The organism is Janthinobacterium sp. OK676 (assembly GCF_900103595.1).
GTDB lineage: Bacteria > Pseudomonadota > Gammaproteobacteria > Burkholderiales > Burkholderiaceae_D > Janthinobacterium.
This window is the reverse complement of the sequence record NZ_FNHA01000001.1, coordinates 563,053-584,499: the sequence shown is the minus strand read 5'-3', so window position 1 is coordinate 584,499 and position 21,447 is coordinate 563,053. Positions and strand designations below refer to the sequence as shown.

General features: G+C 65.4%; 20 protein-coding genes. 11 read left to right on the top strand and 9 right to left on the bottom strand.

Translation table 11 applies throughout. The annotated features are described in order from the left end of the window. Window positions 1-34 precede the first annotated feature (34 nt). Together BLU39_RS02715 and BLU39_RS02710 are read right to left on the bottom strand one after the other, a co-directional pair. Window positions 35-1,534 (bottom strand): sensor histidine kinase, encoded by a 1,500-nt coding sequence (locus tag BLU39_RS02715; protein WP_092709317.1) that lies wholly within the window; start codon window positions 1,532-1,534, stop codon window positions 35-37. A 2-nt stretch (window positions 1,535-1,536) separates the two neighbouring features. Next, window positions 1,537-2,226 (bottom strand): response regulator transcription factor, encoded by a 690-nt coding sequence (locus tag BLU39_RS02710; protein ID WP_092709314.1) that lies wholly within the window; start codon window positions 2,224-2,226, stop codon window positions 1,537-1,539. 192 nt (window positions 2,227-2,418) lie between these two features. Here BLU39_RS02710 and BLU39_RS02705 point away from each other — a divergent pair, with 192 nt between their 5' ends. Genes BLU39_RS02705 through BLU39_RS02700 form a run of 3 tightly spaced genes read left to right on the top strand, consistent with a single transcriptional unit; the run spans window position 2,419 to window position 3,815 of the window. Next, a complete protein-coding gene (locus tag BLU39_RS02705; RefSeq protein ID WP_092709311.1) occupies window positions 2,419-2,847 on the top strand; it encodes a Spy/CpxP family protein refolding chaperone in 429 nt (142 codons plus the stop codon). Window positions 2,848-2,877: 30 nt separating this feature from the next. Then, window positions 2,878-3,021 carry a hypothetical protein gene (locus BLU39_RS28495; RefSeq protein WP_175539186.1) on the top strand — a complete coding sequence of 48 codons (144 nt, stop codon included), beginning with the start codon at window positions 2,878-2,880 and terminating at the stop codon, window positions 3,019-3,021. Beyond that, window positions 2,979-3,815, top strand: coding sequence for a dioxygenase family protein (locus tag BLU39_RS02700; protein WP_092709308.1), 837 nt, complete (start codon window positions 2,979-2,981; stop codon window positions 3,813-3,815). The genes BLU39_RS28495 and BLU39_RS02700 overlap by 43 nt, the downstream gene beginning before the upstream one ends. On the opposite strand, the gene BLU39_RS02695 is transcribed toward BLU39_RS02700, so the two are convergent. Together BLU39_RS02695 and BLU39_RS02690 are read right to left on the bottom strand one after the other, a co-directional pair. Continuing rightward, window positions 3,812-5,251 carry a DUF1501 domain-containing protein gene (locus BLU39_RS02695; protein WP_092709304.1) on the bottom strand — a complete coding sequence of 480 codons (1,440 nt, stop codon included), beginning with the start codon at window positions 5,249-5,251 and terminating at the stop codon, window positions 3,812-3,814. The genes BLU39_RS02700 and BLU39_RS02695 overlap by 4 nt on opposite strands. A 10-nt stretch (window positions 5,252-5,261) precedes the next feature. Further along, window positions 5,262-7,070, bottom strand: coding sequence for a DUF1800 domain-containing protein (locus BLU39_RS02690; protein WP_092709301.1), 1,809 nt, complete (start codon window positions 7,068-7,070; stop codon window positions 5,262-5,264). 420 nt (window positions 7,071-7,490) lie between these two features. On the opposite strand from BLU39_RS02690, the gene BLU39_RS02685 reads away from it, so the two are divergent. The 7 genes from BLU39_RS02685 (at window position 7,491) to BLU39_RS02655 (ending at window position 14,951) form a co-directional block, all read left to right on the top strand. Then, window positions 7,491-8,057, top strand: coding sequence for a hypothetical protein (locus BLU39_RS02685; protein WP_139178131.1), 567 nt, complete (start codon window positions 7,491-7,493; stop codon window positions 8,055-8,057). A gap of 63 nt (window positions 8,058-8,120) precedes the next feature. Further along, the gene (locus BLU39_RS02680) at window positions 8,121-8,861 is read left to right on the top strand and encodes a hypothetical protein (RefSeq protein WP_092709295.1); all 741 of its coding nucleotides are present in this window, start codon (window positions 8,121-8,123) and stop codon (window positions 8,859-8,861) included. Window positions 8,862-8,865: 4 nt separating this feature from the next. After that, window positions 8,866-10,215, top strand: coding sequence for a hypothetical protein (locus BLU39_RS02675; RefSeq protein ID WP_092709292.1), 1,350 nt, complete (start codon window positions 8,866-8,868; stop codon window positions 10,213-10,215). Further along, window positions 10,212-12,386, top strand: coding sequence for a hypothetical protein (locus tag BLU39_RS02670; protein ID WP_092709289.1), 2,175 nt, complete (start codon window positions 10,212-10,214; stop codon window positions 12,384-12,386). The genes BLU39_RS02675 and BLU39_RS02670 overlap by 4 nt, the downstream gene beginning before the upstream one ends. 20 nt (window positions 12,387-12,406) lie before the next feature. Next, window positions 12,407-13,435 carry an aminotransferase class I/II-fold pyridoxal phosphate-dependent enzyme gene (locus tag BLU39_RS02665; protein WP_092709285.1) on the top strand — a complete coding sequence of 343 codons (1,029 nt, stop codon included), beginning with the start codon at window positions 12,407-12,409 and terminating at the stop codon, window positions 13,433-13,435. Next, window positions 13,419-14,267 (top strand): GIY-YIG nuclease family protein, encoded by an 849-nt coding sequence (locus tag BLU39_RS02660; RefSeq protein ID WP_092709282.1) that lies wholly within the window; start codon window positions 13,419-13,421, stop codon window positions 14,265-14,267. The genes BLU39_RS02665 and BLU39_RS02660 overlap by 17 nt, the downstream gene beginning before the upstream one ends. A 21-nt stretch (window positions 14,268-14,288) precedes the next feature. Continuing rightward, window positions 14,289-14,951 carry a hypothetical protein gene (locus tag BLU39_RS02655; protein WP_092709279.1) on the top strand — a complete coding sequence of 221 codons (663 nt, stop codon included), beginning with the start codon at window positions 14,289-14,291 and terminating at the stop codon, window positions 14,949-14,951. Between the two features lie 50 nt (window positions 14,952-15,001). Here BLU39_RS02655 and BLU39_RS02650 read toward each other — a convergent pair whose 3' ends face one another. The 5 genes from BLU39_RS02650 to BLU39_RS02630 form a co-directional block, all read right to left on the bottom strand. Then, entirely contained in the window at window positions 15,002-15,355 is a 354-nt protein-coding gene (locus BLU39_RS02650; protein WP_092709276.1) for a hypothetical protein, read from the bottom strand. Further along, complete coding sequence (locus BLU39_RS02645; RefSeq protein ID WP_254788864.1) at window positions 15,352-16,731, bottom strand: sigma-54-dependent transcriptional regulator; 1,380 nt, start codon at window positions 16,729-16,731, stop codon at window positions 15,352-15,354. The genes BLU39_RS02650 and BLU39_RS02645 overlap by 4 nt, the downstream gene beginning before the upstream one ends. Before the next feature lie 160 nt (window positions 16,732-16,891). After that, on the bottom strand, window positions 16,892-19,156 hold the full coding sequence (locus BLU39_RS02640) for an arginine/lysine/ornithine decarboxylase (RefSeq protein WP_034755510.1): 2,265 nt from the start codon (window positions 19,154-19,156) through the stop codon (window positions 16,892-16,894). A 239-nt stretch (window positions 19,157-19,395) separates the two neighbouring features. Then, entirely contained in the window at window positions 19,396-19,881 is a 486-nt protein-coding gene (locus BLU39_RS02635; protein WP_092709273.1) for a dihydrofolate reductase, read from the bottom strand. Beyond that, entirely contained in the window at window positions 19,878-20,648 is a 771-nt protein-coding gene (locus BLU39_RS02630; RefSeq protein ID WP_092709893.1) for an alpha/beta fold hydrolase, read from the bottom strand. The genes BLU39_RS02635 and BLU39_RS02630 overlap by 4 nt, the downstream gene beginning before the upstream one ends. Before the next feature lie 220 nt (window positions 20,649-20,868). On the opposite strand from BLU39_RS02630, the gene BLU39_RS02625 reads away from it, so the two are divergent. Beyond that, window positions 20,869-21,444, top strand: coding sequence for a TerD family protein (locus BLU39_RS02625; protein WP_076571516.1), 576 nt, complete (start codon window positions 20,869-20,871; stop codon window positions 21,442-21,444). The last annotated feature ends 3 nt before the right edge of the window (window positions 21,445-21,447 follow it).

Genomic DNA, 21,447 nt, shown 5'->3' with positions numbered 1-21,447 from the left:
CTTCGTCCGCCACAACGCCAGGCTCGCCCACAGGTCAGCCTGGCGTTTTAACAGGTAACAACATCTCCACGCACAAGCCGCCGCCGCTGCGCAAGCTGGCCCCGATGCGGCCGCCATGGGCGCCGATGACGTGCCGGGCGATGGCCAGGCCCAGGCCGTGGCCATCCGTGCTGTGCTGGGTATTGCTGGCGCGGAAGAACGGTTCAAAGATGCGGGCCAGGTCGGCGCTGGCCACACCGGGTCCCCGGTCCAGTACGGCGATGCGCAGCCATTCCTGCTTGCCATCGGGCGGACGCGACAGATTCACTTCGACCGTGCCGCCGTCCGGGCTGTGCTTGAGGGCATTGCGCACGACGTTTTCCACGGCGCGCGCCAGCAGCTCCGGCTGGCCCGTGACGCTGGCGTCGGCCATGGCCGCGTCGCCCGCCACGGCGATGGCCACGCGGCGCGCGTTCGCTTCGTAGCGCGCGTCTTCCACGATATCGTGCAGCAAGTCGGCAATGTTGACGTCTTCACTGAGCAAAGAGCCGGCACCCGCCTGCCCGGCCCCCGCTTCCAGCCGCGACAGGGTCAGCAGTTCACCGATCAGTTTATCCATGCGTTCGCTTTCGCGTTCGATGCGCTGCATCGAGGCGGCTATCTTTTCCGGCTGCTGGTGCGCCAGGCCGATGGCGGCCTGCAGGCGGGCCAGCGGCGAGCGCAGTTCGTGCGAGACGTCATGCAGCAAGCGCGTCTGGCTATCCATGAGGCTGCGCAAGCGGCCCGTCATGCGGTCGAAATCGCGGCCCAGGTCCGTCAATTCGTCGCCGCGCTTGCCGCTGGCATGAAAGCGCGGCGCCAGGTCGCCATGCGAGGCGGCCTCGAACGCTTGCCGCAAGTCGCGGATGGGGCGCGCAAAATACCAGGCCAGCAGGAAAGAGAACAGCAGGCTGGCGGCGATGGCGGCGGTAAGGGGAATGAAGGTGCGGTAGGGCGTGTCCAGGCGCGGGGGCGGGCCCCGGCCGAATTCGCCGCGTGGCGCCGGGGCGCCCGCTTCGTGGGGGCGTGGGCCGGAGCCCATGGCGCGCGGGCCGCTCATGGTGACGGCGTTGAGCGTGTCGCGCGCGGCGCCCGCCTCGGCATTGCGGAAGCGTTCGGACGAGGGCAGGAACAGCAGGTAGCGCTTGCCGTCGCTGCCGTCCACTTCGCGCACGACGGGATGAGGCTGAGTTTGTCGCAGCATGGCGCGCGCCTTGGCCAGCATGGCGGGATGCACGGCGCGGCCCATCAGTTCTTGTCCTTTGGCATCGACGGCAAACACGCGCATGCGCTCGAGCTTGCCCAGGAATTGCCGCAAGGCCCGACTGCCGCCCGCTTCCAGGGTGGCGCTGGAAGCCTCGATGATCATCTGCGCTGGCGGACTGGTGTCGATGTCGAGGGCCCGTTCCTGCTGGGCCGCCCGGTTCTTCAGCCAGAAGGTGCCGCCGATGCCGATGGTGGCCGTCACTTGCGCCAACATGATGCACAGAAAAAACTTCCAGAACAGACGGCCCACGCTTACTCCTTGATCAGCTGGTAGCCGAGGCGGTACACGGTTTGCAGGCAGGAGCGGCCGTCGGCCAGGCTGCCGAGCTTGCGGCGCAGGCTGCTCAAGTGCACGTCGATATTGCGGTCGAAACGGGCCATGGGCCGTCCCAGGCCCAGTTCCGACAATTGATTCTTGCTCACGGGCTTGCCCGCCTGGCGCACCAGCACTTCCAGCAGGTTGAATTCCGTGCTCGTCAGTTCCAGGTGCGCGCCGGCCCAGGAAACGCGGCGCTGTTCGGGCCACATCGTCAGTTGTCCCACGGTCAGCGGCGCCAGGCCCGACGCATCGTGCGGCGCCGCTTGCGCGCGGCGCAGGATGGCGCGGATGCGTGCCGTCAGTTCGCGCGGCGTGCACGGTTTCGTCACGTAATCGTCGGCGCCCAGTTCCAGGCCCACGATGCGGTCCGTATCGTCGCCGCGCGCCGTCAGCATCAAGATGGGCAGGTTGCTGCCGGCGCGGATGCGGCGCAAGGTTTCCAGGCCATTCATGCGCGGCATCATGACATCGAGGACGGCGATCGCGTACAGGCCCGTCAGCGCTTCGGCCGCGCCGCTTTCGCCGTCGTGCACGGCGCGGACATCAAAACCTTCCTGCGTCAAGTATTCCTGGAACATGCCGACCAGTTCCACGTCGTCATCGATTAACAAAACCTTGCTCATGCCTGTGCTTTTTTCGGGTGAATATCGTCCGATGATAGCAGCCAACAGAGGTTGCTCACGGCGGTTTTACCCGCTTTTACACACGTCCGCTTACATTTTCTGCCCTTCCTTTACACGCTTTTACGCGCCCCTGACGTTGCTTTACACGCCAGACGCCGACAATCAGGGCTGATCGCCACGAAAGGAAAACCGATGAAATACCTGAGCATCACTGTCTCCCTGTTGCTGTTGTCCGCCTGCAGCATGCCCTTGCTGGCATTGGCCCAGCAAGGGCCGCCGCCCGGCTTGCCGCCGTTTCTGCACGGCATCGAGTTGAACGACACGCAGCAAGACAAGGTTTTCGCCGCCACCTACGCCCAGGCGCCCGAGCTGCGGGAACAGGAAAAGATCGCCTTCAAGGCCCACGAGCAGTTGCGCGCGCTGGCCGCCTCCAGCGCCTATGACGATGCGAAAGCCAGTGCGCTGGCGAACACGGCCGCGCAAGCCATGGCGAAGATCAGCTTGCTGCATGCGCGCCTCGAGCAGCAATTGCTGGCCGTGCTGACGCCGGAACAGCGCCAGCAGGCGCAGCAGCGCGATGACGCCCGCCAGAGCCCGCGCCACCTGCAGCGCGCCGAATAGACGGCAGGCGCGAGCACAGGGAGAGCCAGCATGCGCATCCACGCGCTCTCGCGACGGGCCACGCAGGTGTTGTACCTGTGCGCCAGCCTGAACCCCGCCCTGGCGGGCTTGCCCCACTTGATGGAGTATGTATGGAATTACATGATCACGCTCTGGCATCCGACCTCGAAATGATGCGGCGGCAGGCGGCCGAGCGGCGGCAAGTGCTGCGCTGGCTGCTGGCCGGCGCCGCCACCTTGCCTTTGATCGGCTGCGGCGGCGGTTCGGACGCCGGCGCCACGGCGGCCAGCAGCGGCGCCGTCACGCTACCGGCCACGGGCGCCTGCATGGTGATACCCGAGGAAACGGGCGGGCCGTATCCGGCCGATGGCACGAACACGAACGGCGGCAGCATCGTCAACGTGCTGAAGCAGTCGGGCGTCGTGCGCGGCGATATCCGCGCCAGTTTCAATGGCGCCACCGGTGTGGCGGCGGGCGTGCCACTCACCATCCAATTGCAGTTGCTCAACGCCAGCGGCGGCTGCGCCAGCCTGGCCGGCTACGCCGTGTATCTGTGGCATTGCGACCGCGATGGCTTGTATTCACTGTATTCGGGCGGCCTGACGGCGCAAAATTACTTGCGCGGCGTGCAGGAAACGGACGCCGCCGGCAAGCTCGCCTTCACGACCATCTTTCCCGGCTGCTACGCGGGACGCATGCCGCACGGGCACTTCGAGGTCTATCCCAGCCTGGCCAAGGCGGCCTCTGCCACAAACCGCATCAAGACGTCGCAGTTCACGTTTCCGCTGGCGACGCTGAACGAGGCCTACACGGCCAGCGGCTACACGGCCAGCGTGCGCAACCTGGCGCAGATCAGCCATGCCACCGACAATGTCTTCAGCGATGGTACCGGCCTGCAGATGGCCACGGTGACGGGCAATGCCACGGACGGCTACGTCGCCTCCCTGGTCGTCGCCGTGAACGGCTAACTTGTCGTCATGAAACCAAGATCGCGCCGGCTGAAGTTGCCGATGTTCGGGAACACCTCGGCCAGCTGGCTGTCGGCCACGCCGAACCACTTGGCCAGGGTGGCGCCGTACTGGTCGACGGACGTGGTCGGCAGCAGGGCGCCGGACCCGACGTCCAGCGCATGGCCGACGCCCGTGACGGGGAAGGCGCCGTAGATGTCGCGCCCTTTCACGGCGCCGCCCACGACAAAGTGGTGGGCGCCCCAGCCATGATCCGTGCCGTCGCCGTTGCTGCTGAAGGTACGGCCGAAGTCAGACGCTGTAAATGTCGTCACCTGGGAGCGCAGGTCGGCGCCCTGCAGGGCCGCCAGGGTCGTGTCGAAGTAGGCGAGCGCATGGGCCAGGCGGGCCATCAGGTCGGCATGCAGCACTTTTTGCCGGTCGTGCGTGTCGAAGCTGCCCAGGGTGACATAAAACACTTGCCGTTTCGCGCCCAGGGCGCCGCGCCCGGCGATGATGCGGGCCACCGTCTGCAATTGCACGGCCAGCGGATTGACGCCGGACACGCCCGTGTTCGGATTGACGTAGGGCGGGGGATTGGGCACGCCGCCCGCACCTGCCGGCAGCATGGCGCCACTGAGGATGCTCTGGCTGGAAATGGCGCGCTGCACGATGGCCACGTGTTCCTGTTCGATCAAGTCGCTGCCCGCATCGTTGATGATGGCTTGCAGCGCGCCCGCGCCGGCCGTGCCGCCATACAGGCTGCCACTCAGGCCACGGATGGGCACGGCGCCTGCCTGGCCCACCTGGAACTGGCGCACCTGGCGCCCGCTGAGGAAGACGGTGTTGCCGGCCGCCGAGATGGCCGTGAACATGGCATTCGTATTGAGCGAGCCGGCCACGTCGGCCACGCGCCCGCCCCAGCCCACGCTGGCGCCTTCCGGCGAACCTGATTGCCACGTCGATTGCTGGTCGTTGTGCGAAAACAGCTTCGCCGGCAAGGCGACGCTGCCCGCCTTGTATTGCGCCAGGGTGGCGGGCTGGATCAGGGTGCCCACATTGGCCACGATGGCGGCGCGGCCATTGTCGAACAGGTCTTTCAGGGGCGCCAGCTGGGGATGCAGGGCGAAGGCCCGATCCGCTTGCGCGGTGGCGGGCACGACGGGCAAGACGCCGCCTGCCTCGCCCACGCCGGGCAGATGGATGGAATCGGCGCCGCCCGTGTTGCGCAGGCGCGTGTATTCATTCCATGACGTGGGATCGGTGGCCAGCACCGTGTTGAAGGCGTCGTTGCCGCCTGCCATGAACAGGCAGACCATGGCCTTGTAGTCGCCGGCCGATTGCGCGGCGGCATTGCCCATGGCGGCCAGATTCATGGCGAAGGGGGCGGCCGTGGTGCCGGCCAGGCTCAGCATGGAACCGAGGAAGCGGCGGCGGGAAAATGGGATGTTTTGCATGGAGGCGCTCTTACTTTTGTACCAGGTAGGCCGGCGAGGCCATGGTCAGGAAAATGGCCAGCTTGACGCGGTTGGCCTGGGCCGTGGCGACTTGCGCGGCATTGCTGGCCGTGGCCGCAGGGATGCTGATGCCGTTGACGGCGGTCAGGATTTGTCCGCGCAGCCTGGCGGGCATGCTGCCGTGCATCATGAGCAGGTTGATGCGGTCGAGCAGGGCGGCCGTGTCCGTGGCCAGCGCCAGTTCACGCGTGTAGTCGGGCTTGACTTCACGGCTTTCGCCCACGCCGCTATTGATGGCTTCCTGCATGAAGTTCAGATAGCCCGTCACCGATGGCTCAGCCGTGATCTGCAGTTCCGGCGCCACCAGGCCTGCGCCGGCCAGGGCGGAATTGGGCGGTACATAAGCGGGCCGGAAAAAACTGAATACGGAGGATGGGTTCAACGGGCTTTGTCCCAGGCCGTTTAACGGATCGTCGAGGTAGTAAATGCTGTAGGGGCCGCTGGCGGGCTTGACATCGAAGGCACGCATCCAGCTTGCCAGGCGCAGCAGGGGTTCACGCAATTTGCCTGTGCGCAAGGTCGTGCCGGCGGGCGCCAGCGCTTCCGGATCGAGCAGTACGGCGCGGATGACAGCCTGCATGTCGCCGCGCACGCCGCTGCCATTGTTGGCAAACGCGGCGGACACGCGGCCCACGTAAGCGGCGCTGGGATTGCTGCTGACCAGGCGCTGGATCAATTGCCGGGCAAAGAACGGTCCCGCATTGGGATGGTTGAACAGGGTATCGAGCGCCAGTTTCAGGTCGGCCTGGCCGCTGCTGGCGCCGGAAATGCTCTGGCCCAGGAAGCGCTTGTCGCCGCTGGAATGGTAGGCCGCGTAGTTCTGCATCGGCTTCCAGTCGCGGTCGGGATCGGCCGTGCCGCCATAGAAGCGCGTGGCGCTCTGGTCCGGACCGGCCCAGCTCCAGCCCGTAAAGACGCGAGCCAGGCCCGCCACGTCGTCGTGCGTGTAGGTGTCGATGGGCTTGCCACCGGACAGTTTCAGGCTGCCATCCGCATTCAGCTGGTACAAGCCGATGGTAAACAGTTGCATCACTTCGCGGGCGAAGTTTTCATCGGGCGTGCGCGTGGCCGATTCCTTCTGGTTGCGCAGGTGGGACAGGTACAGCCCCATCATCGGATGCAGGGCCACGCCTTCCAGCAGGTCGCGGAAGTTGCCAAAAGCATGCTGGCCCAGCATGTCGTAGTAGCTGGCCACGCCACGTACCTGCGGCCGCACGGATTCATTTTGCATGGAAATAACGAAAATTTCGGACAGGGCAAAAGCCATGCGCTGGCGCAATTGATCCTCGCCGCGTATGCCCTGCTGCCAGAACGTTTCATACACCCTCGTAAACCCCACTTTTTGTCCGCCGGCGGCCTGCGCCGCCAGCATGGCGTCGATATATTTCCGATGCAAGGTTTGCGGTTTGGAAAACTGCGCGCGGAACCAGACATCGCTGTCGCTGGCGGCCAGCGCATCGATGGCCGCCATATCGGGGCCGAACGTGGCGCGGCCCAGGAAGCGCGACGCTTCCTGGCGCGTGAAGGTCGTGGCAGCCTGGCTGGCCGGGGGCGTGGTCAGGGGCGGCGGCGCAATGGTGTCGCCTGGCGTGCCGGTACCGGGGGCTGCCGGATCGCTGGGGACGGCGGTCGCTGGCGGCACGACCGAGACGTTCGGGGTCTGGGCGGAGCCGGTGTTGCTGTCGCCGCCACCGCCACAGGCGGAAAGCAGGCTGAACAATGTGATGGCCAGCAAGCGGCGCAAAGTAGGGTCAGTCATTTAGTTTCTCTCAGGCAATCAAATTCTAGCCCGTTTATTGTAGGCCCTAGCTACCAAAAACCTGTTTTCAATTAACTATTTACGTGTTGGCCACGTTTTTATTTGCCTGTCGTTGGCATGGCGTTGGGAGCGATTTGGGTGCTGTAGCCCGAACTTTATTCTTTGAAAATGAAAAATATTTATTTGCCGATCGCGGGCACTGTGGCAGATAGACGACGTAATCATTCCTGCCAATTAAGCTTGTTCGAAAGCTCATGGACAGAGCGAAAACTGCTTCGCCGGAAACCATGGTTTTTACGCCATCGGCGAAACGCCGTTCGCCGCTACCCGCTTCCTGCCCCTGGCCCTGTGCTGGCACGGCCCTTGCGACAACAGGGCATGGGCCGCGTGCCTTCCCTTGTCGTCTTGCCGGAGCCTGCCATGACCAGCCGTCTGCTCGCCTATCGTCCCGAAATGGAATTGCCGGAAGTGCCGGGCGTGCTGCCTTTGCAGCAGGAAGATGCGCTGGCGCTGGCGGCGCAGTTGCTGGAATTGCAGACGCCGGCCCAGTTCGACGCTTTCCTGGCACGCCAGCTGGACGCCACGGCGGCGGGTCGGCAAGTGCGCGGCACGCCGCTGGAAGGGCCGCTGCGCCAGTTGCTGGGCAAGGTGTTGGCGCCGCTGCTGCCCCTGCACGGCGGTTCGCCGCAGGCGCTCAAGCGACGCGCCGCCCGCATCTTCGGCATGGAACTGGAAGGACTGAGCCCGGAAGACAAGGAATTCGAACTGGCGCGCCAGGTCGTGCATCTGATCGATGCCGTCAATACGGCGCTGGCGCAGGACGGCGGCGCGGGCGCCCGCGCACCGAGGGCGCGGGTGGAAACGGCCCTGTTGCAAGTGGCACGCAGCGTGGCGCCAGGCTTGCTCAGGCAGGCGGCGCAAACGTCGGGGCGAGACGGTGGCCGCTGGCGCCGCGAAGGCGGGCACATCGTCGTGCTCGATTGTTAGCCGGACGGCCAGTCTGTCCGGCAAGGTAGTCCCAACCGAGGTGATAACTTTGAGGAGCTGATCATGCATGACTTGGATCGTACGACCCTGGAATACGGGCAGGAGATGTCCGGCTTTGAAGCGGAGCAGTTCGAGTTTGGCCAGGGCGAGTGGAGCGGCGAGGGTGGCGCGAACGCCATGTTTTCCGAGGCCGAGGAGATGGAACTGGCGAATGAACTGCTGTCGGTCAGCAATGAAGCGGAACTGGAACAGTTTCTCGGCAATTTCCTGCGCAAGGCCGCCTCGGTGGCGGGCGGCATCATCAAGTCGCCCGTGGGACAAGCGATCGGCGGCGTGCTCAAGGGCGTAGCGAAAAAGGCCATTCCCCTGGCCGGCGGCGCCATCGGCGGCTATTTCGGCGGCCCGCTGGGCGCCAAGATCGGCAGCGGCCTGGCTTCGGCCGCCGGCAATGCGCTGGGACTGGAAGCGGAATCATCGTCGAATGAAGACCGCGAATTCGAGGGTGCCAAGCAGTTCGTGCGCCTGGCCGCCGACACCGTCAACCGCGCCGCCCAGGCGCGTGGTGCGGGCGACCCGCGCGCCATCGCCCAGGCGGCCGCCAGCGCGGCGGCGCGCCAGTTCGCGCCCGGCCTGCTGGGACGCGCCGGCAGCCAGGTCGCCACGCAGGGCGGCAGCGGTGCCGGTGTGGGCGGCGGCATGACGCAGGGGGGCGGACGCGGCCAGGGCCAGGGCCAGGGCGCCATGCGCCAGTCCAGCGGGCGCTGGGCGCGCCAGGGTCACAAAATCGTCCTGTACGGCGTCTGACATCATGGCCATCGGCGCTTACGCTGCCTGGATGCTGGCGCAGGAGGCGCGCTCGCTGCTGACGCGGCTGGCGCGGCTGGAACCATTCGCGCTGATCGAGCCGACGGTACTGGCGGCGGCCCTGATGCCCAGCGCCCAGTCGGCCATCGAAAGCCAGCTCGTGCAGGGGCGGCGCGCCTTGCGGCGCATGGTGACCCAGTTCCAGTCGTGGTTGCGGCGCGAGTACGCCGACGGCGCCAGCATGGCCACGGCCGCCGAAGCCCAGCGCCGCTTTACGTTTTTGCGCCTGAAATTCAATGCCGCGCTGACCCAGTTCGACCTGTTCAACGAAGTCATCACGCAACGCAGCGAGCACAAGACGGGCGTGTGGCTGGCCGGCCTCGACATCGTCGCCGCCGACGCGCTTGCGCTGCCCGGCGATGTGTTCCAGGCGCCGCCCGTGATCTGCTACCTGGACCGGGGACCGGGGGCGGCCATCCGCCGCGCGCGCACGCGCCTGCCCGGTGGCGGCGACAATCCCGTCGCCATCATCCGCCTGCCGCGCGAACGCATGATAGGCAGCAGCATCGCCTCGTCGCTCGTGCACGAGGTAGGCCACCAGGGCGCGGCGCTGCTCGACCTGGTGGCGTCCCTGCGGCCCGTGCTGCAAGCCATGCAGCACGGCGGCAGCGGCCATGTCCACGTGTGGCAGCTGTGGGAGCGGTGGATTTCCGAGATCGTGGCCGATTTCTGGTCGCTGGCGCGGGTCGGCGTGGCGGCCACCTTGGGCCTGATCGGCGTCGTCAGCCTGCCGCGCGTGTTCGTCTTCCGTCTCAATGTCGACGATCCCCACCCGGTGCCCTGGCTGCGGGTACGCCTGAGCTGCGCCATGGGGCGGGCCCTGTATCCGCATCCGCAATGGAGCCGGCTGGAACAGCTGTGGCTATCCTACTACCCGCTGGCCGGGCTGCCTGCGGGGCAGCAGCGGCTGCTGGAGCAGTTGCAGGCCAGCATGGCGGCCCTGGTCGGCCTGCTGGCGCAGCACCGGCCGCCTGCCTTGCGCGGCGGCTCGCTGGTCGAAGCCATGGCCGTGCAGACACGCCAGCCGGCCATGCTGGCGCAGCTGTTTCGCAGCTGGACCCTGGCGCCGGCGCAGATGTACCAGGCCGCGCCGACCCTGGTATTTGCCGTGCTGGGCCAGGCGCGCGCCAGCGGCACCTTGAGCCCGGAAGATGAAAGCGAGCTGCTGGGACGTTTGCTGACCCACTGGGCCCTGCGCAGCACCCTGGACACGTCGGAGCTGTGTGCTGATGTCGTGCGGCATGGCCGCCAGTCCGGCAGGCCGTTTGATTATCCATTGAGGAGAATGACATGAGCAGCAAGATGAGCAGCAAAATGGGTGGAAAGATGGGCAGCAGGAGCGGGGGGGCGGGCCAGGCGGGCACGAAACACCATGGCGGCAGCATCGCAGTCACCGTGCACGAGCAGGACAGCGGGGCCATGGTCGTCAATGCCGCCATCAGCCTGTACCGGGGCATGGATGCCGATTGCCATCTGTTCAATGCCGCCACCTGGGTGCCCGATCCCGCCATGCTGGTGGGTGTGCGCTGGACGGATGGGCATGGCGGCACCGTGTTTGCCGACCTGGCGGCGGGCAGCTACGTGGGGGTGTATGGCAATTTCCCCGTCACGGCGCCCCAGTGCGTGACGGTGCAGGCCGGCTGCAGCGCCGTGCTGTGCTTCCAGCCACAGATCAACCCGCAAGTGACGCTGGCGTTCGAAACGGCCGATTGCCAACCCAGCGACTGCCATTTCGGCAGGGTGGGCGACCGCGCCGTGGCCACCGTCTCGTTTGACGGCGATCAAAGCGCCGATGGGCGCGACCAGGTGCAGGTGCTGGCCGCCGCGCCATGGGTGCCCGTGCGCGGCGCGGCAAACGCGTTTGCCACACAAGTGCGGCGCGCCGGCGTGCACCGTTTCCTGGGGCAGATGATGCTGTCGCAGCGCTCCGAACTGCGCAGCGCCTTGCCCGTGCCGGAAGGGCTGAGTCCGAACGCCATGCTGGCGCTGGATGCGGAATACGAGACGGAAGAGCGCCAGCCGCAGCCCATCTCGGGCAATGTCGGCGTCTCGCTGACGCGCACGGAAACGGAGCCGACGGAAGACTTGCCGCTGTGGACCTTGATACGCAACAGCACCGAGGCGATGTCGTTTACGAATTACCTGCATTTCATGGACAGCCTGTTTTGCGGCGACCTGGCCAGCGTGCGCGGCTTCGAGCAGGAACGCTTCGTGAAAAAGACGGAGATGTTCCAGCAGCTCAAGCAGCGCCGCGCGCTGCCGTTTTCCGATGCCGATTCCTACCGCGTGCTGAAAGTGGCGACGGAAGCGTTCGTGATGGTCAACTGCGGCGTGTTGAACCAGCCGCTGGCCTTCAATCCGGCCGAGGACAATGCCTACCTGGACCGGCGCGACATCCCCCAGGGGCGCGACCTGGAAACCGTGCTGCGCAATGACTACCTGGAAAACATCGACGGCTTCCAGACCTTGCCGTATTTGGCCGTGATCCGCCGCAAGCTGCCCGACATTCCCATCAGCATCCCGCGCGGCCAGGAAGGCGAAGTGGACCTGTGCTTTGGCATCATCCAGGAAAAGCTGGCCAATCCCTGCCTGCTGGAACTGATCTGGTCGTACTGGCACGAAGAGGGCATGCTCGTGCAAACCATGAACGCCATCGCGCAACGCTTCCAGAACCTGCGCGCGCCGGGCCACCATCTCGATCCCTTGTCGAACACGGAAATCGACATGCTGCGTCCGCTGAATAATTTACTCTGGGGATACACGCAGGATGAACAGCATCGGCTGACCGTGATGCGCCGGAACTATGAGTATGACCATCACTACGGTGTGCGCCTGGACGGCAAGGCAGTGCAGCACTTCCGGCCAGCCGATAGCCGCTCCAAATTCCTGGAGGCCTTCCACCACTTGCTGCGCCTGCTGACTTCGTTCTACAAGCAGGATGACGATACCACCGTGAAGGCCGACGCCTTCCCCGTGCTCAATGCCTTGAAAGAAATCCACCTGATCCTGTCGCAGGGCGCCCACAACCAGTTCGGCGACTTGCCGTCGACGGCGCGCATCGAAATGCTGATGCAGCAATGGATGCTGGCGCGCCCCGAATTCCGTGAATTCTTGCCCACGCGCGTGATGGTGGCGTATCCGGAACCGTGGATGGACAGGGTCGACGCCATGAAGAAATTGCAGGGCTGGACGGATACGAGCGTGATGCACTTCCGTAACCTGGCCATCTTTGGCGAGCAATTGCTGCTCTCCGTGCGCTACGGCAACTGGAGCGACATTTACGAGCCGACCCAGGCCTTCAACTGGGCGCGCTTCTGGCGCCCGCAAGTGCAGGGCTATATCCACGGCTACCGCGCCGCCACCGGGGTGGACCTGTCCGTCGACAGCAGCGACCCGGTGGTCGAAGCGACGATGCCCTCGGTATTGCTGCGCCAGCGCCTGAGCCAGCAGCTGCGCAGCGTCTAGGGCGGGAGCGGGGCGCGCGCATGCTCGACTTTACCAGTGCCCTGTACCTGGGCATGCGCCATCCGACGGCCTCGCTGGCGCCGTGGAGCAGCCTGACCCTGGGCCAGCCGGCCGCGCTGCGCGAGCCGCCCGGCGCGCAAGCGCTGGCCGCGGAGCTGGCTGCCCTGCAAGGCTGCGAGGCGGCCTGCGTGCTGCCGTCGACCTTGCATTTGTTCTGGGACCTGTTCGGCATGCTCGCTGCCGAGCCGCTGGTGATCCTCGTCGATGGCGGCAGCTACGCCATCGCGCGTTGGGGCGCCGAACGGGCGCAGGCGCTGGGCTTGCCGCTGCGCTTGTTTCCCAGCGGCGAGATGGCGGCGCTGCGGCAGTTGGTGGCGGCCTGGGGCAGGCAAGGGCGGCGTCCGTTGATACTGGCCGATGGCTATGTGCCGGGCAGCGAACAGGTCTTGCCGCTGGCCGGCTATGCGGCCCTGGCGCAGCAGGGCGGCGGCTATCTGCTGCTCGACGACACGCAGGTACTGGGCGTGACGGGTACGCAGGGCGGCGGCTCGGCGCGGCTGCATGGCTTGCACGGGGAAGCGCTGATCATCGGCGCCTCGCTGGCCAAGGGCTTCGGCGTGCCGCTGGCCGTGCTGGCCGGCAGCCGCACCCTGTTGCGGCGCTTCGCGGCGCACAGCCAGACGCGCGTGCATGCCAGTCCGCCTTCGGCCGCCGTGCTGGCGGCGGCGCGGCGGGCGCTGGCGCTCAATGCGCGCCATGGCGATACCCTGCGCGCCAGGCTGGCGGACAGGGTGGCGCAATGGCGGACGGGGATGGCGGCGGCCGGCATCGCTTGCCGGGGCGGCGGCTTCCCCGTGCAACGTTTGCCCGGGCGCGCCCATTTGCAGCCAGCCTTGCGCGCGGCGGGCGTGCTGGCGCTGGCGCAAGCGGGCGAAGGTCCCGGCGCGCTGACTTTTCTGCTGCGGGCGGACCAGATGTCCGGGCAACTGGAGCGCGCGATGGACTTGCTTGAACATCATACGAGGAGGCGATATGAACGACACGTTTGAAATGCTGCCCTTTGCGGGGCAGGCGGGGGCGGCGGGCGAATACGAGTGGGAACAGGAGCAGGAGAAAGAATGGGGACAGGAGGGCGAACTCGAATTTGAGTCCGAGTCGGAGTGGGAAGGCGAGCGCTCGCGCCCCGGCAGCGGGCGTTACGGCGGCGTCGTGCGCGCGCGGCCACCGCTGCGCGGCCCGCGCCGCCCGATGCCGCCCCGCTACCAGGCGAATCCGGCACGCCGTCCCCCGCGTCCCGTGCCGCCGCTCCTGCCTTATCTGCCGCCGCGCTATCGGGGCTGGGGCGGCTATGCGCCCGTCTACCCGGCCATCTATCGGCCCGTCTATGCCGTGCCGGAACCGGCCTTCGACGACCAGCAGGGCCTGGACCAGGGCTTGGACCAGGGGGCAGATCCGGGGCAGGACGATGACCGGCAACAGGGCGAAGTCCCGCCGACCCTGGCCGGCACCCTGGGGCGGGTGCCGGAAGCGGCCGCCTTGCGCTACCAGGCGCTGGGGACGCTCGCCACGGCCTTGCGCGATCCGCATGGCCGGGGACCGGGCCTGTACGTGATCGAATTCGATGCGGGCGGACGCCGCCGCGCCTACAGCGGCCAGACGGACGATCTGCACCGGCGCCTGTTGCAGCACCGGCTGTGCGGCCAGATGATGGGCGTCGACCTGAGCACGCACCAGGTGTACGTGGCGCCCCTGTCCTCGGAGGCGCAGCGGCGCCGCATCGAGCGGCGTATCCACGACGACATGTTCACCAAGCAGCGCGGCGTACTGACCAACCAGCGGCGTGAGCTGGAACTGGCCGTGCTCGGCGAAATGTGGACCTAGGCTACCGTGAAGGAGACCATCATGCACCAACTCGACTGCGCATGCGCGCAATGCCGGCAGCGGGCCGGCGCCGCGTTTGAAGTGCTGGAATTCGGCCAGGACTGGCCCGGCAAGGAGCGTGTGCCGGCCGTCTTCAGCGAAGAGGAAGAGCTGCAGCTGGCCATGGAATTGCTGGAAGTGTCCAGTGAAGAGGAACTGGAACAATTTCTCGGCAATGTCTTCAAGAGCGTGTGGAAGGGTGTCAGGAAAGTGGGCTCGGGCATCGCCAAGGTGGCCAAGCCCCTGGGCGGCGCCTTGAAGGCCGTGGCCAGGACGGCCTTGCCCTTTGTCGGCGGCGCCCTCGGTTCGATGATCCCGATACCGGGCGTGGGCACGGCGCTCGGCTCGGCCCTGGGGCGCGCGGCCAGCAATGCGCTGGAACTGGAGATGGAGAGCGAGGCGGAGAGCGGGGGGGCGGCCGACCGCGAACTGGAACTGGCGCGCCGTTTCGTGCGCATCGCGGGGCAGGCGGCGCGCCTGGCCGGTGACAGCGATGGCAGCACGCGCGCAGTGGAAAGCGCGCTGACGCGGGCCCTGCACCAGCAATTGCCGCATTTTCGCTCGCCGGCGCCGCAGCAGGAAGAGGAAAGCGGGCGTTGGCGCCGGCGCGGCAACCGCATCGTCGTCATGGGCGACTGGCAATAGTGCGGCCACATGATCATCGATTGCCACTGTCATGCGGGTCCCGGCGACGGCTAGACGCGCGCATCAGCGGCGCAGTGTGCGATGCGGCGCGCTTCTTCGGCATGCCCGTGCCGTACGACCCGGCTGGGGAGGTGGCCGCGGCCGAATTGCTGGCGCTGATCGACCACCTTGTGCGCCACCCGAATATCCATACGGACCGCTTGGGCGTGCGCCGCTACGACTTGCTTCAGCAGGCCGCGCGTCGCGCGGGGCCGCACAAGGTCCTGTTCGGCTCGGACGGTCCGTGGCTGCATCCGGGACTGGAATTGCACAAGATCGAGTTGCTGGGATTGCCGCCGCTTGATGCGGCGTTGATCACGGGCGGCAATTTTTTGCGGTGGCGGGGCTGGCGTGATGCAGATCAAAAGACCGCCGGCGGTGTCGCGGCAGTAGCGGCTTGCTCCGCGCAGGCGGCCGCCTTGCGGCGTATCTGCAGGGCGCGGTCGCTCACGCCCAGGCGGGCGGCGGCGCGCTGGTTGTTGCCGTGTTCCTCGGCCAGCGCGAGGCGGATGGCCGTGTCGGTGGCGCAGCGCGTGATGTGCGACAGCTTGCAGCCCTGGGCCAGAGCCCGCCGCACGGCCGCTTCGAAGTGCTGGTCGGGCCAGAGCGGCGCCAGCAGCCGTTCGTCGGGCGGCAGGGCGCCGATGGTGATGGGGCCGGGGCCGCAATGGCGGTGCCAGATGCGCGTGACCGTCTGGCGCAGTTCGCGCACATTGCCCGGATAGTCGCGCAGCAGCAGGTATTCGCGCACGGCCGCGTCCATTGGAGGGGGAGGGCGCTGCGCCAGCTCGGCAAGGAAATGCCGGGCCAGCGGCAGGATGTCGTCCTGGCGCTCGCGCAGGGGCGGTGTCTGGCAACGCCAGCCGGCGATGCGGTAATACAGGTCGGCGCGGAAGGCGCCGCGCGCCACTTCGTGCTCCAGTTCGCGGTTGGTGGCGCAGACGAGGCGAAACTGGGTCGGTTGCCAGGTATTGCCGCCCACGCGCTTGTATTTGCGCTCCTGGATGGCGCGCAGCAGCTGCGCCTGCAGCGGCAGCGGCAGTTCACCCACTTCATCGAGGAAGAGCACGCCGCCGTCGGCCAGGGCGAACGCGCCGTCGCGCGCCGCCGCCGCGCCCGTAAACGCGCCCCGTTCATGGCCGAACAGTTCGCTGCCCGCCAGTTCCGGCGACAGGGTGGCGCAGTCGAGGATGGTGAAGTCGCCTCTGCAGTTGCCGAGGCGGTGGACCAGTTGCGCCAGCAAATCCTTGCCCGTGCCCGTCTCGCCCGTGATCAGTATCGACGCCTGGCTGAAGGCGGCCATTTCCACCACTTGGTGCAGCAAGGCGGTCCAGGCCGCGCTGTCGCCCACCAGTTGCTGGCGCACGGCGCCGGACGCCAGCAGCTGCGCCACGGCTTGCCAGCGCTGCAGGCGCGCCAGCACCTGGCCCGCATCGATGCTGCCCGCCGGCCACGGCAGCACATCGAGCGCTCCGGCCGCCAGCAGGGCGCGCTGTTGCGCGCAGCTGGGAGGCAGGCCGCAGGCGGCAATGGCCAGCACGCGGGCATGGTGGCATAGCGCCGGCAGCGCTTGCAGCAGCGCGGCATCGGCCTCGCCAAACAGCACGATGCCTGCTGCGTCCACCTCGCCATCGTGCCGCCTGGCTATAGTTACCTGAGCCTGCTTCAAGGCCGTCATCAGCAAGGCGCCACTGCCAGCCGCCGCCTGCTGCATGATTTCCAGCCACACCTTGAGCGTCATATGCCAGCCATCACGAGGGCACGAGTGGCCCATCTTAGGAGTCCGATACCCCGGCCGTTTGATCTGGCGCAAGCGTGCGCGGTAGTGCATAAAATGAAAAACGCCGCCTGATTTGTATCAGGCGGCGCTATTTAATGAAGTTCAACGAACGTCAACGTCTTTAGACGTTCTCATCCAATTTCACGCAATCAACAAAGTATCCGCGCTTGCCATCGACTTCGCGTTTCACGAGACCATGCACATCCGTCTCGAAGCCCGGGAAGCGCTCGTTGAAGTCGCGCGCGAAGCGCAGGTAGTCGACGATGGTCTTGTTGAAGCGTTCGCCCGGGATCAGCAGTGGAATGCCCGGTGGATACGGCGTCAGCAGGATGGACGTGATGCGGCCTTCCAGTTCGTCGATGGCCACGCGCTCGATTTCGCGGTGCGCCATTTTGGCGAAGGCGTCCGACGGCTTCATGGCCGGGATCATGTCCGACAGATACATTTCCGTCGTCAGACGCGCCACGTCGTAGGCCTTGTAGAAATCGTGGATTTGCTGGCACAGGTCGCGCAAGCCCATTTTTTCGTAGCGTGGATTGGCCGCCGCGAATTCCGGCAGGATGCGCCACATCGGCTGGTTCTTGTCGTAGTCGTCCTTGAACTGCTGCAGCGCGGTCAGCAGGGTGTTCCAGCGGCCCTTGGTGATGCCGATGGTAAACATGATGAAGAAGGAGTACAGGCCGCATTTTTCAATGATGACGCCGTGCTCGGCCAGGTATTTGGTGACGATGGACGCGGGGATGCCCGTGTCGCCGAACTGGCCGTCCAGCGACAGGCCCGGGTTGACGATGGTCGCCTTGATCGGGTCGAGCATGTTGAAGCCGGGAGCCAGGTCGCCGAAGCCGTGCCAGTCGTCCTCGGCGCGTATCATCCAGTCTTCCTGCTGGCCCATGCCTTCGTCGTTGAAGCTGGACGGACCCCACACCTGGAACCACCAGTCCTGGCCCCATTCCTGGTCGATCTTCTTCATGGCGCGGCGGAAATCGAGCGCTTCCATGATCGATTCTTCCACCAGGGCCGTGCCGCCCGGCGCTTCCATCATGGCCGCGGCCACGTCGCACGAGGCGATGATGGAATACTGCGGCGACGTCGAGGTGTGCATCAGGTAAGCCTCGTTGAAGGCGTCCTGGTCCAGCTTGACCGTGTCCGATTCGCGCACGAGGATTTGCGAAGCCTGCGACAGGCCGGCCAGCAATTTGTGCGTGGACTGGGTCGAGAAGATCATCGATTCCTTGGCGCGCGGACGGTCCTTGCCGATGGCGTGCATATTCTTGTAGAAATCGTGGAAGGTGGCGTGCGGCAGCCATGCTTCATCGAAGTGCAGGGTGTCGATCTTGCCGTCCAGCATTTCACGCAGGGTTTCCACGTTGTAGATCACGCCATCGTAGGTCGATTGCGTGATGGTCAGAATGCGCGGCTTCTTGTTTTTCGCTTCGCGCGCGAACGGATTGGCCTCGATCTTGCGGGCTATGCTTTCCGGCGTGAACTCATGCAGCGGGATAGGGCCGATGATGCCCAGGTGATTGCGCGTCGGCATCAGGAACACGGGAATGGCGCCGCACATGATGATCGAATGCAAGATCGACTTGTGGCAATTGCGGTCGACGACGACGATGTCGCCTGGCGCCACGGTCGAGTGCCACACCATCTTGTTCGAGGTCGACGTGCCGTTGGTGACGAAATAGCAATGGTCGGCATTGAAGATGCGCGCCGCATTGCGCTCGGACGCGGCGACAGGACCCGTATGGTCGAGCAGCTGGCCCAGTTCTTCGACGGCGTTGCAGACGTCGGCGCGCAGCATGTTTTCACCGAAGAACTGGTGGAACATCTGGCCGATCGGGGATTTGAGGAACGCCACGCCGCCCGAGTGGCCGGGGCAGTGCCACGAGTAGGAACCGTCGTTGGCGTAGTGCACCAGCGCGCGGAAGAATGGCGGCGACAGGCCGTCCAGGTAGGATTTCGCTTCGCGGATGATGTGGCGCGCGACGAATTCCGGCGTATCTTCGAACATGTGGATGAAACCATGCAGTTCGCGCAGGATATCGTTGGGGATATGACGCGAGGTGCGCGTTTCGCCGTACAGATAAATGGGGATGTCGGCGTTCTTGTAGCGGATTTCCTCGACGAAGGCGCGCAGCGATTTCAAGGCGTGGTCGGTTTCCTCGATGGAACCGCCGCCGAATTCTTCATCGTCGATCGACAGCACGAAGGCCGACGCGCGCGATTGTTGCTGGGCAAATTGCGACAAATCGCCGTAGCTGGTCACGCCCAGCACTTCCATGCCTTCTTTTTCCATTGCGGCGGCAAGGGCGCGAATGCCCAGGCCGGACGTATTTTCAGAACGGAAATCCTCGTCAATGATGACGATAGGGAAACGAAATTTCATGCATGTCTCCAAAAAAGCAAGCCGCCCCTGACAAATGTGAAGGGGCGGACTAGGGCGCGACAGCCAAGCGGTAATACAAGCCGGCAGCCGCAGAAAAAAAATAAGAACGGGATTCTCGCAGAAATGCGGCGTCTGCGGGAAAAAAATATCACCCCAAGGCATCACAAGCTTGCGCTAGCGTGACGCATGGGTGTGACAGGGGTATTACAGCAACATTCTGCTCATCACTCTCAACCTTATCAGGCTTTGCGTTCCAGCGTGACAAAGGCGTACGGCAGGCCGGATTTCTCCGAAACATGGGCTACGCGCGCGGTTTCTTGCCACACGGCATGGTCAACGGCGGGGAAGAATGCGTCGCAGTCGAAGGTCTGGCCGATTTCCGTGATGATCAAACGCTGTGTCAGGGGCAATGCCTGCTGGTAGATTTCCGCGCCGCCGATGACGTAGCCCTGGTCGCCGTCGAGCAGGGCGATGGCCGCTTCCACCGACGACACGGCTTCCACGCCCTCATGGCGCCAGTCCGGGTTGCGCGTGACGACGATGTTGCGGCGGTTCGGCAGCGGACGACCGATGGAATCGAAGGTCTTGCGGCCCATGATGATGGGGTGGCCCGTCGTCAAACGCTTGAAGTGGGCCAGGTCTTCCGGCAGTTTCCACGGCAGGGTGTTGTCGATGCCGATGCCGCCTTGCTGGTCGGTGGCGACGATGATGGTCAAATGGCTCATGGGTTCGGTGAAAGTGGTGGGGGCATGGCCCGATGCCCGTCATTATCGTTGAAATTGCCGAATGCTTCCAAATGCGCGCGTAGCGCGCCGGCCAGCGGTCCCGGCGCTTCCAAGGGGATCATGTGGCCGGTGTTGCCTTTTAGTAAGTGCAAGGTGGCTTGCGGCAGACGCTCCGCCATGGCGCGCAGGTCGTCGGGATTGACGAGCTTGTCGTCTTCCGCGCCCACGATCAGCACGGGAACATCGAGTTCCGGCAAGCGCGCCATCAGGTCGGGGCGGTCTATGGTGGTGATGAATTGCGCCAGCAGCACGTCCTTGCCCAGGTCCAGCCCCATCTGCCGGATCAGATCCGTGATCGACGCATCGTCCAGGTGCGACGGGTGCAGCAGTTCACGCAGGCGCTGGCGCGTGATGCCCGCATAGGTATTGCGTTCGAGCATGGCGACGATGCGTTGGCGCGCGCTTATTTCCGCCGGCAGCAAACCTTGGGCCGAATTGGCGATCAAAGTGAGGGACTGGATGCGCTGTGGGTGCGCCAGCGCGTGTTCGAGCGCCAGATAGGCGCCCAGCGAAAAGCCCACCAGATGGGCCTGTTGGGCGCTGTGGCTGGCGATCAGTGCCTGCATCTGCGGGCGCGAGCGCGCCTGATGCAGGGGCACGTGCCGCAGATCAAAGGCGCCGCCCAGGGCAGGGGCCAGGCGCGACCACAGGCGCTCGTCGCACAGGGTGCCAGGAATGCAGTCGAGGCGTATTTTGGTATTGTTCAAGTACAAGCCTGGGTACACGATGGTGAAAATTTTTATCGAGCGGTATTATCCGTCATTTTGCGCATCGGGGCAGCGGCATGGTATTTTGGTATGGCATTATTTTCAATAGTGCGCGGCTGGCAAGCAGGAACTTTATGGTAGGCTCATGGCTCATCGCGCCGGGGTACCGGCGACCTGAGCTGTAACACCGAATGCAACCCCCACATTAAAGAGGAAAACCATGGCGATCAGTTTGCAAAAAGGCGGCAATGTCAACCTGAGCAAGGAAGCTCCTGGCTTGAAGAAAATCGTGATTGGCCTGGGCTGGGACCCGCGCGCCACCGATGGCGCCGCTTTCGACCTGGACGGCAGCGCCTTCCTGCTGAAAACGGATGGCAAGGCCCGTTCCGATGCCGATTTCATTTTTTACAATAATCTGAAGTCCGCCGACGGCTCCATCGTCCACGCGGGCGACAACACGACGGGCGGCGGCGATGGCGATGACGAGAAAATCGCCGTCGACCTGGCCAACGTGCCGGCCGACATCGACAAGATCGCCGTGGCCGTCACCATCCACGACGCGGAAAACCGCAAGCAGAATTTCGGCATGGTGGGCAAGGCCTACATCCGCTGCCTGAACGGCGACAACGGCGCGGAAATCGCCCGTTACGATCTGTCGGAAGACGGCTCGACGGAAGCGGCCATGATCTTCGGCGAAATCTACCGCGCCGGCAGCGAATGGAAATTCAAGGCCATCGGCCAGGGTTTCAAGGGCGGCCTGGGTCCTCTGGCCCGCTCGTTCGGTATTAATGCTTAACAA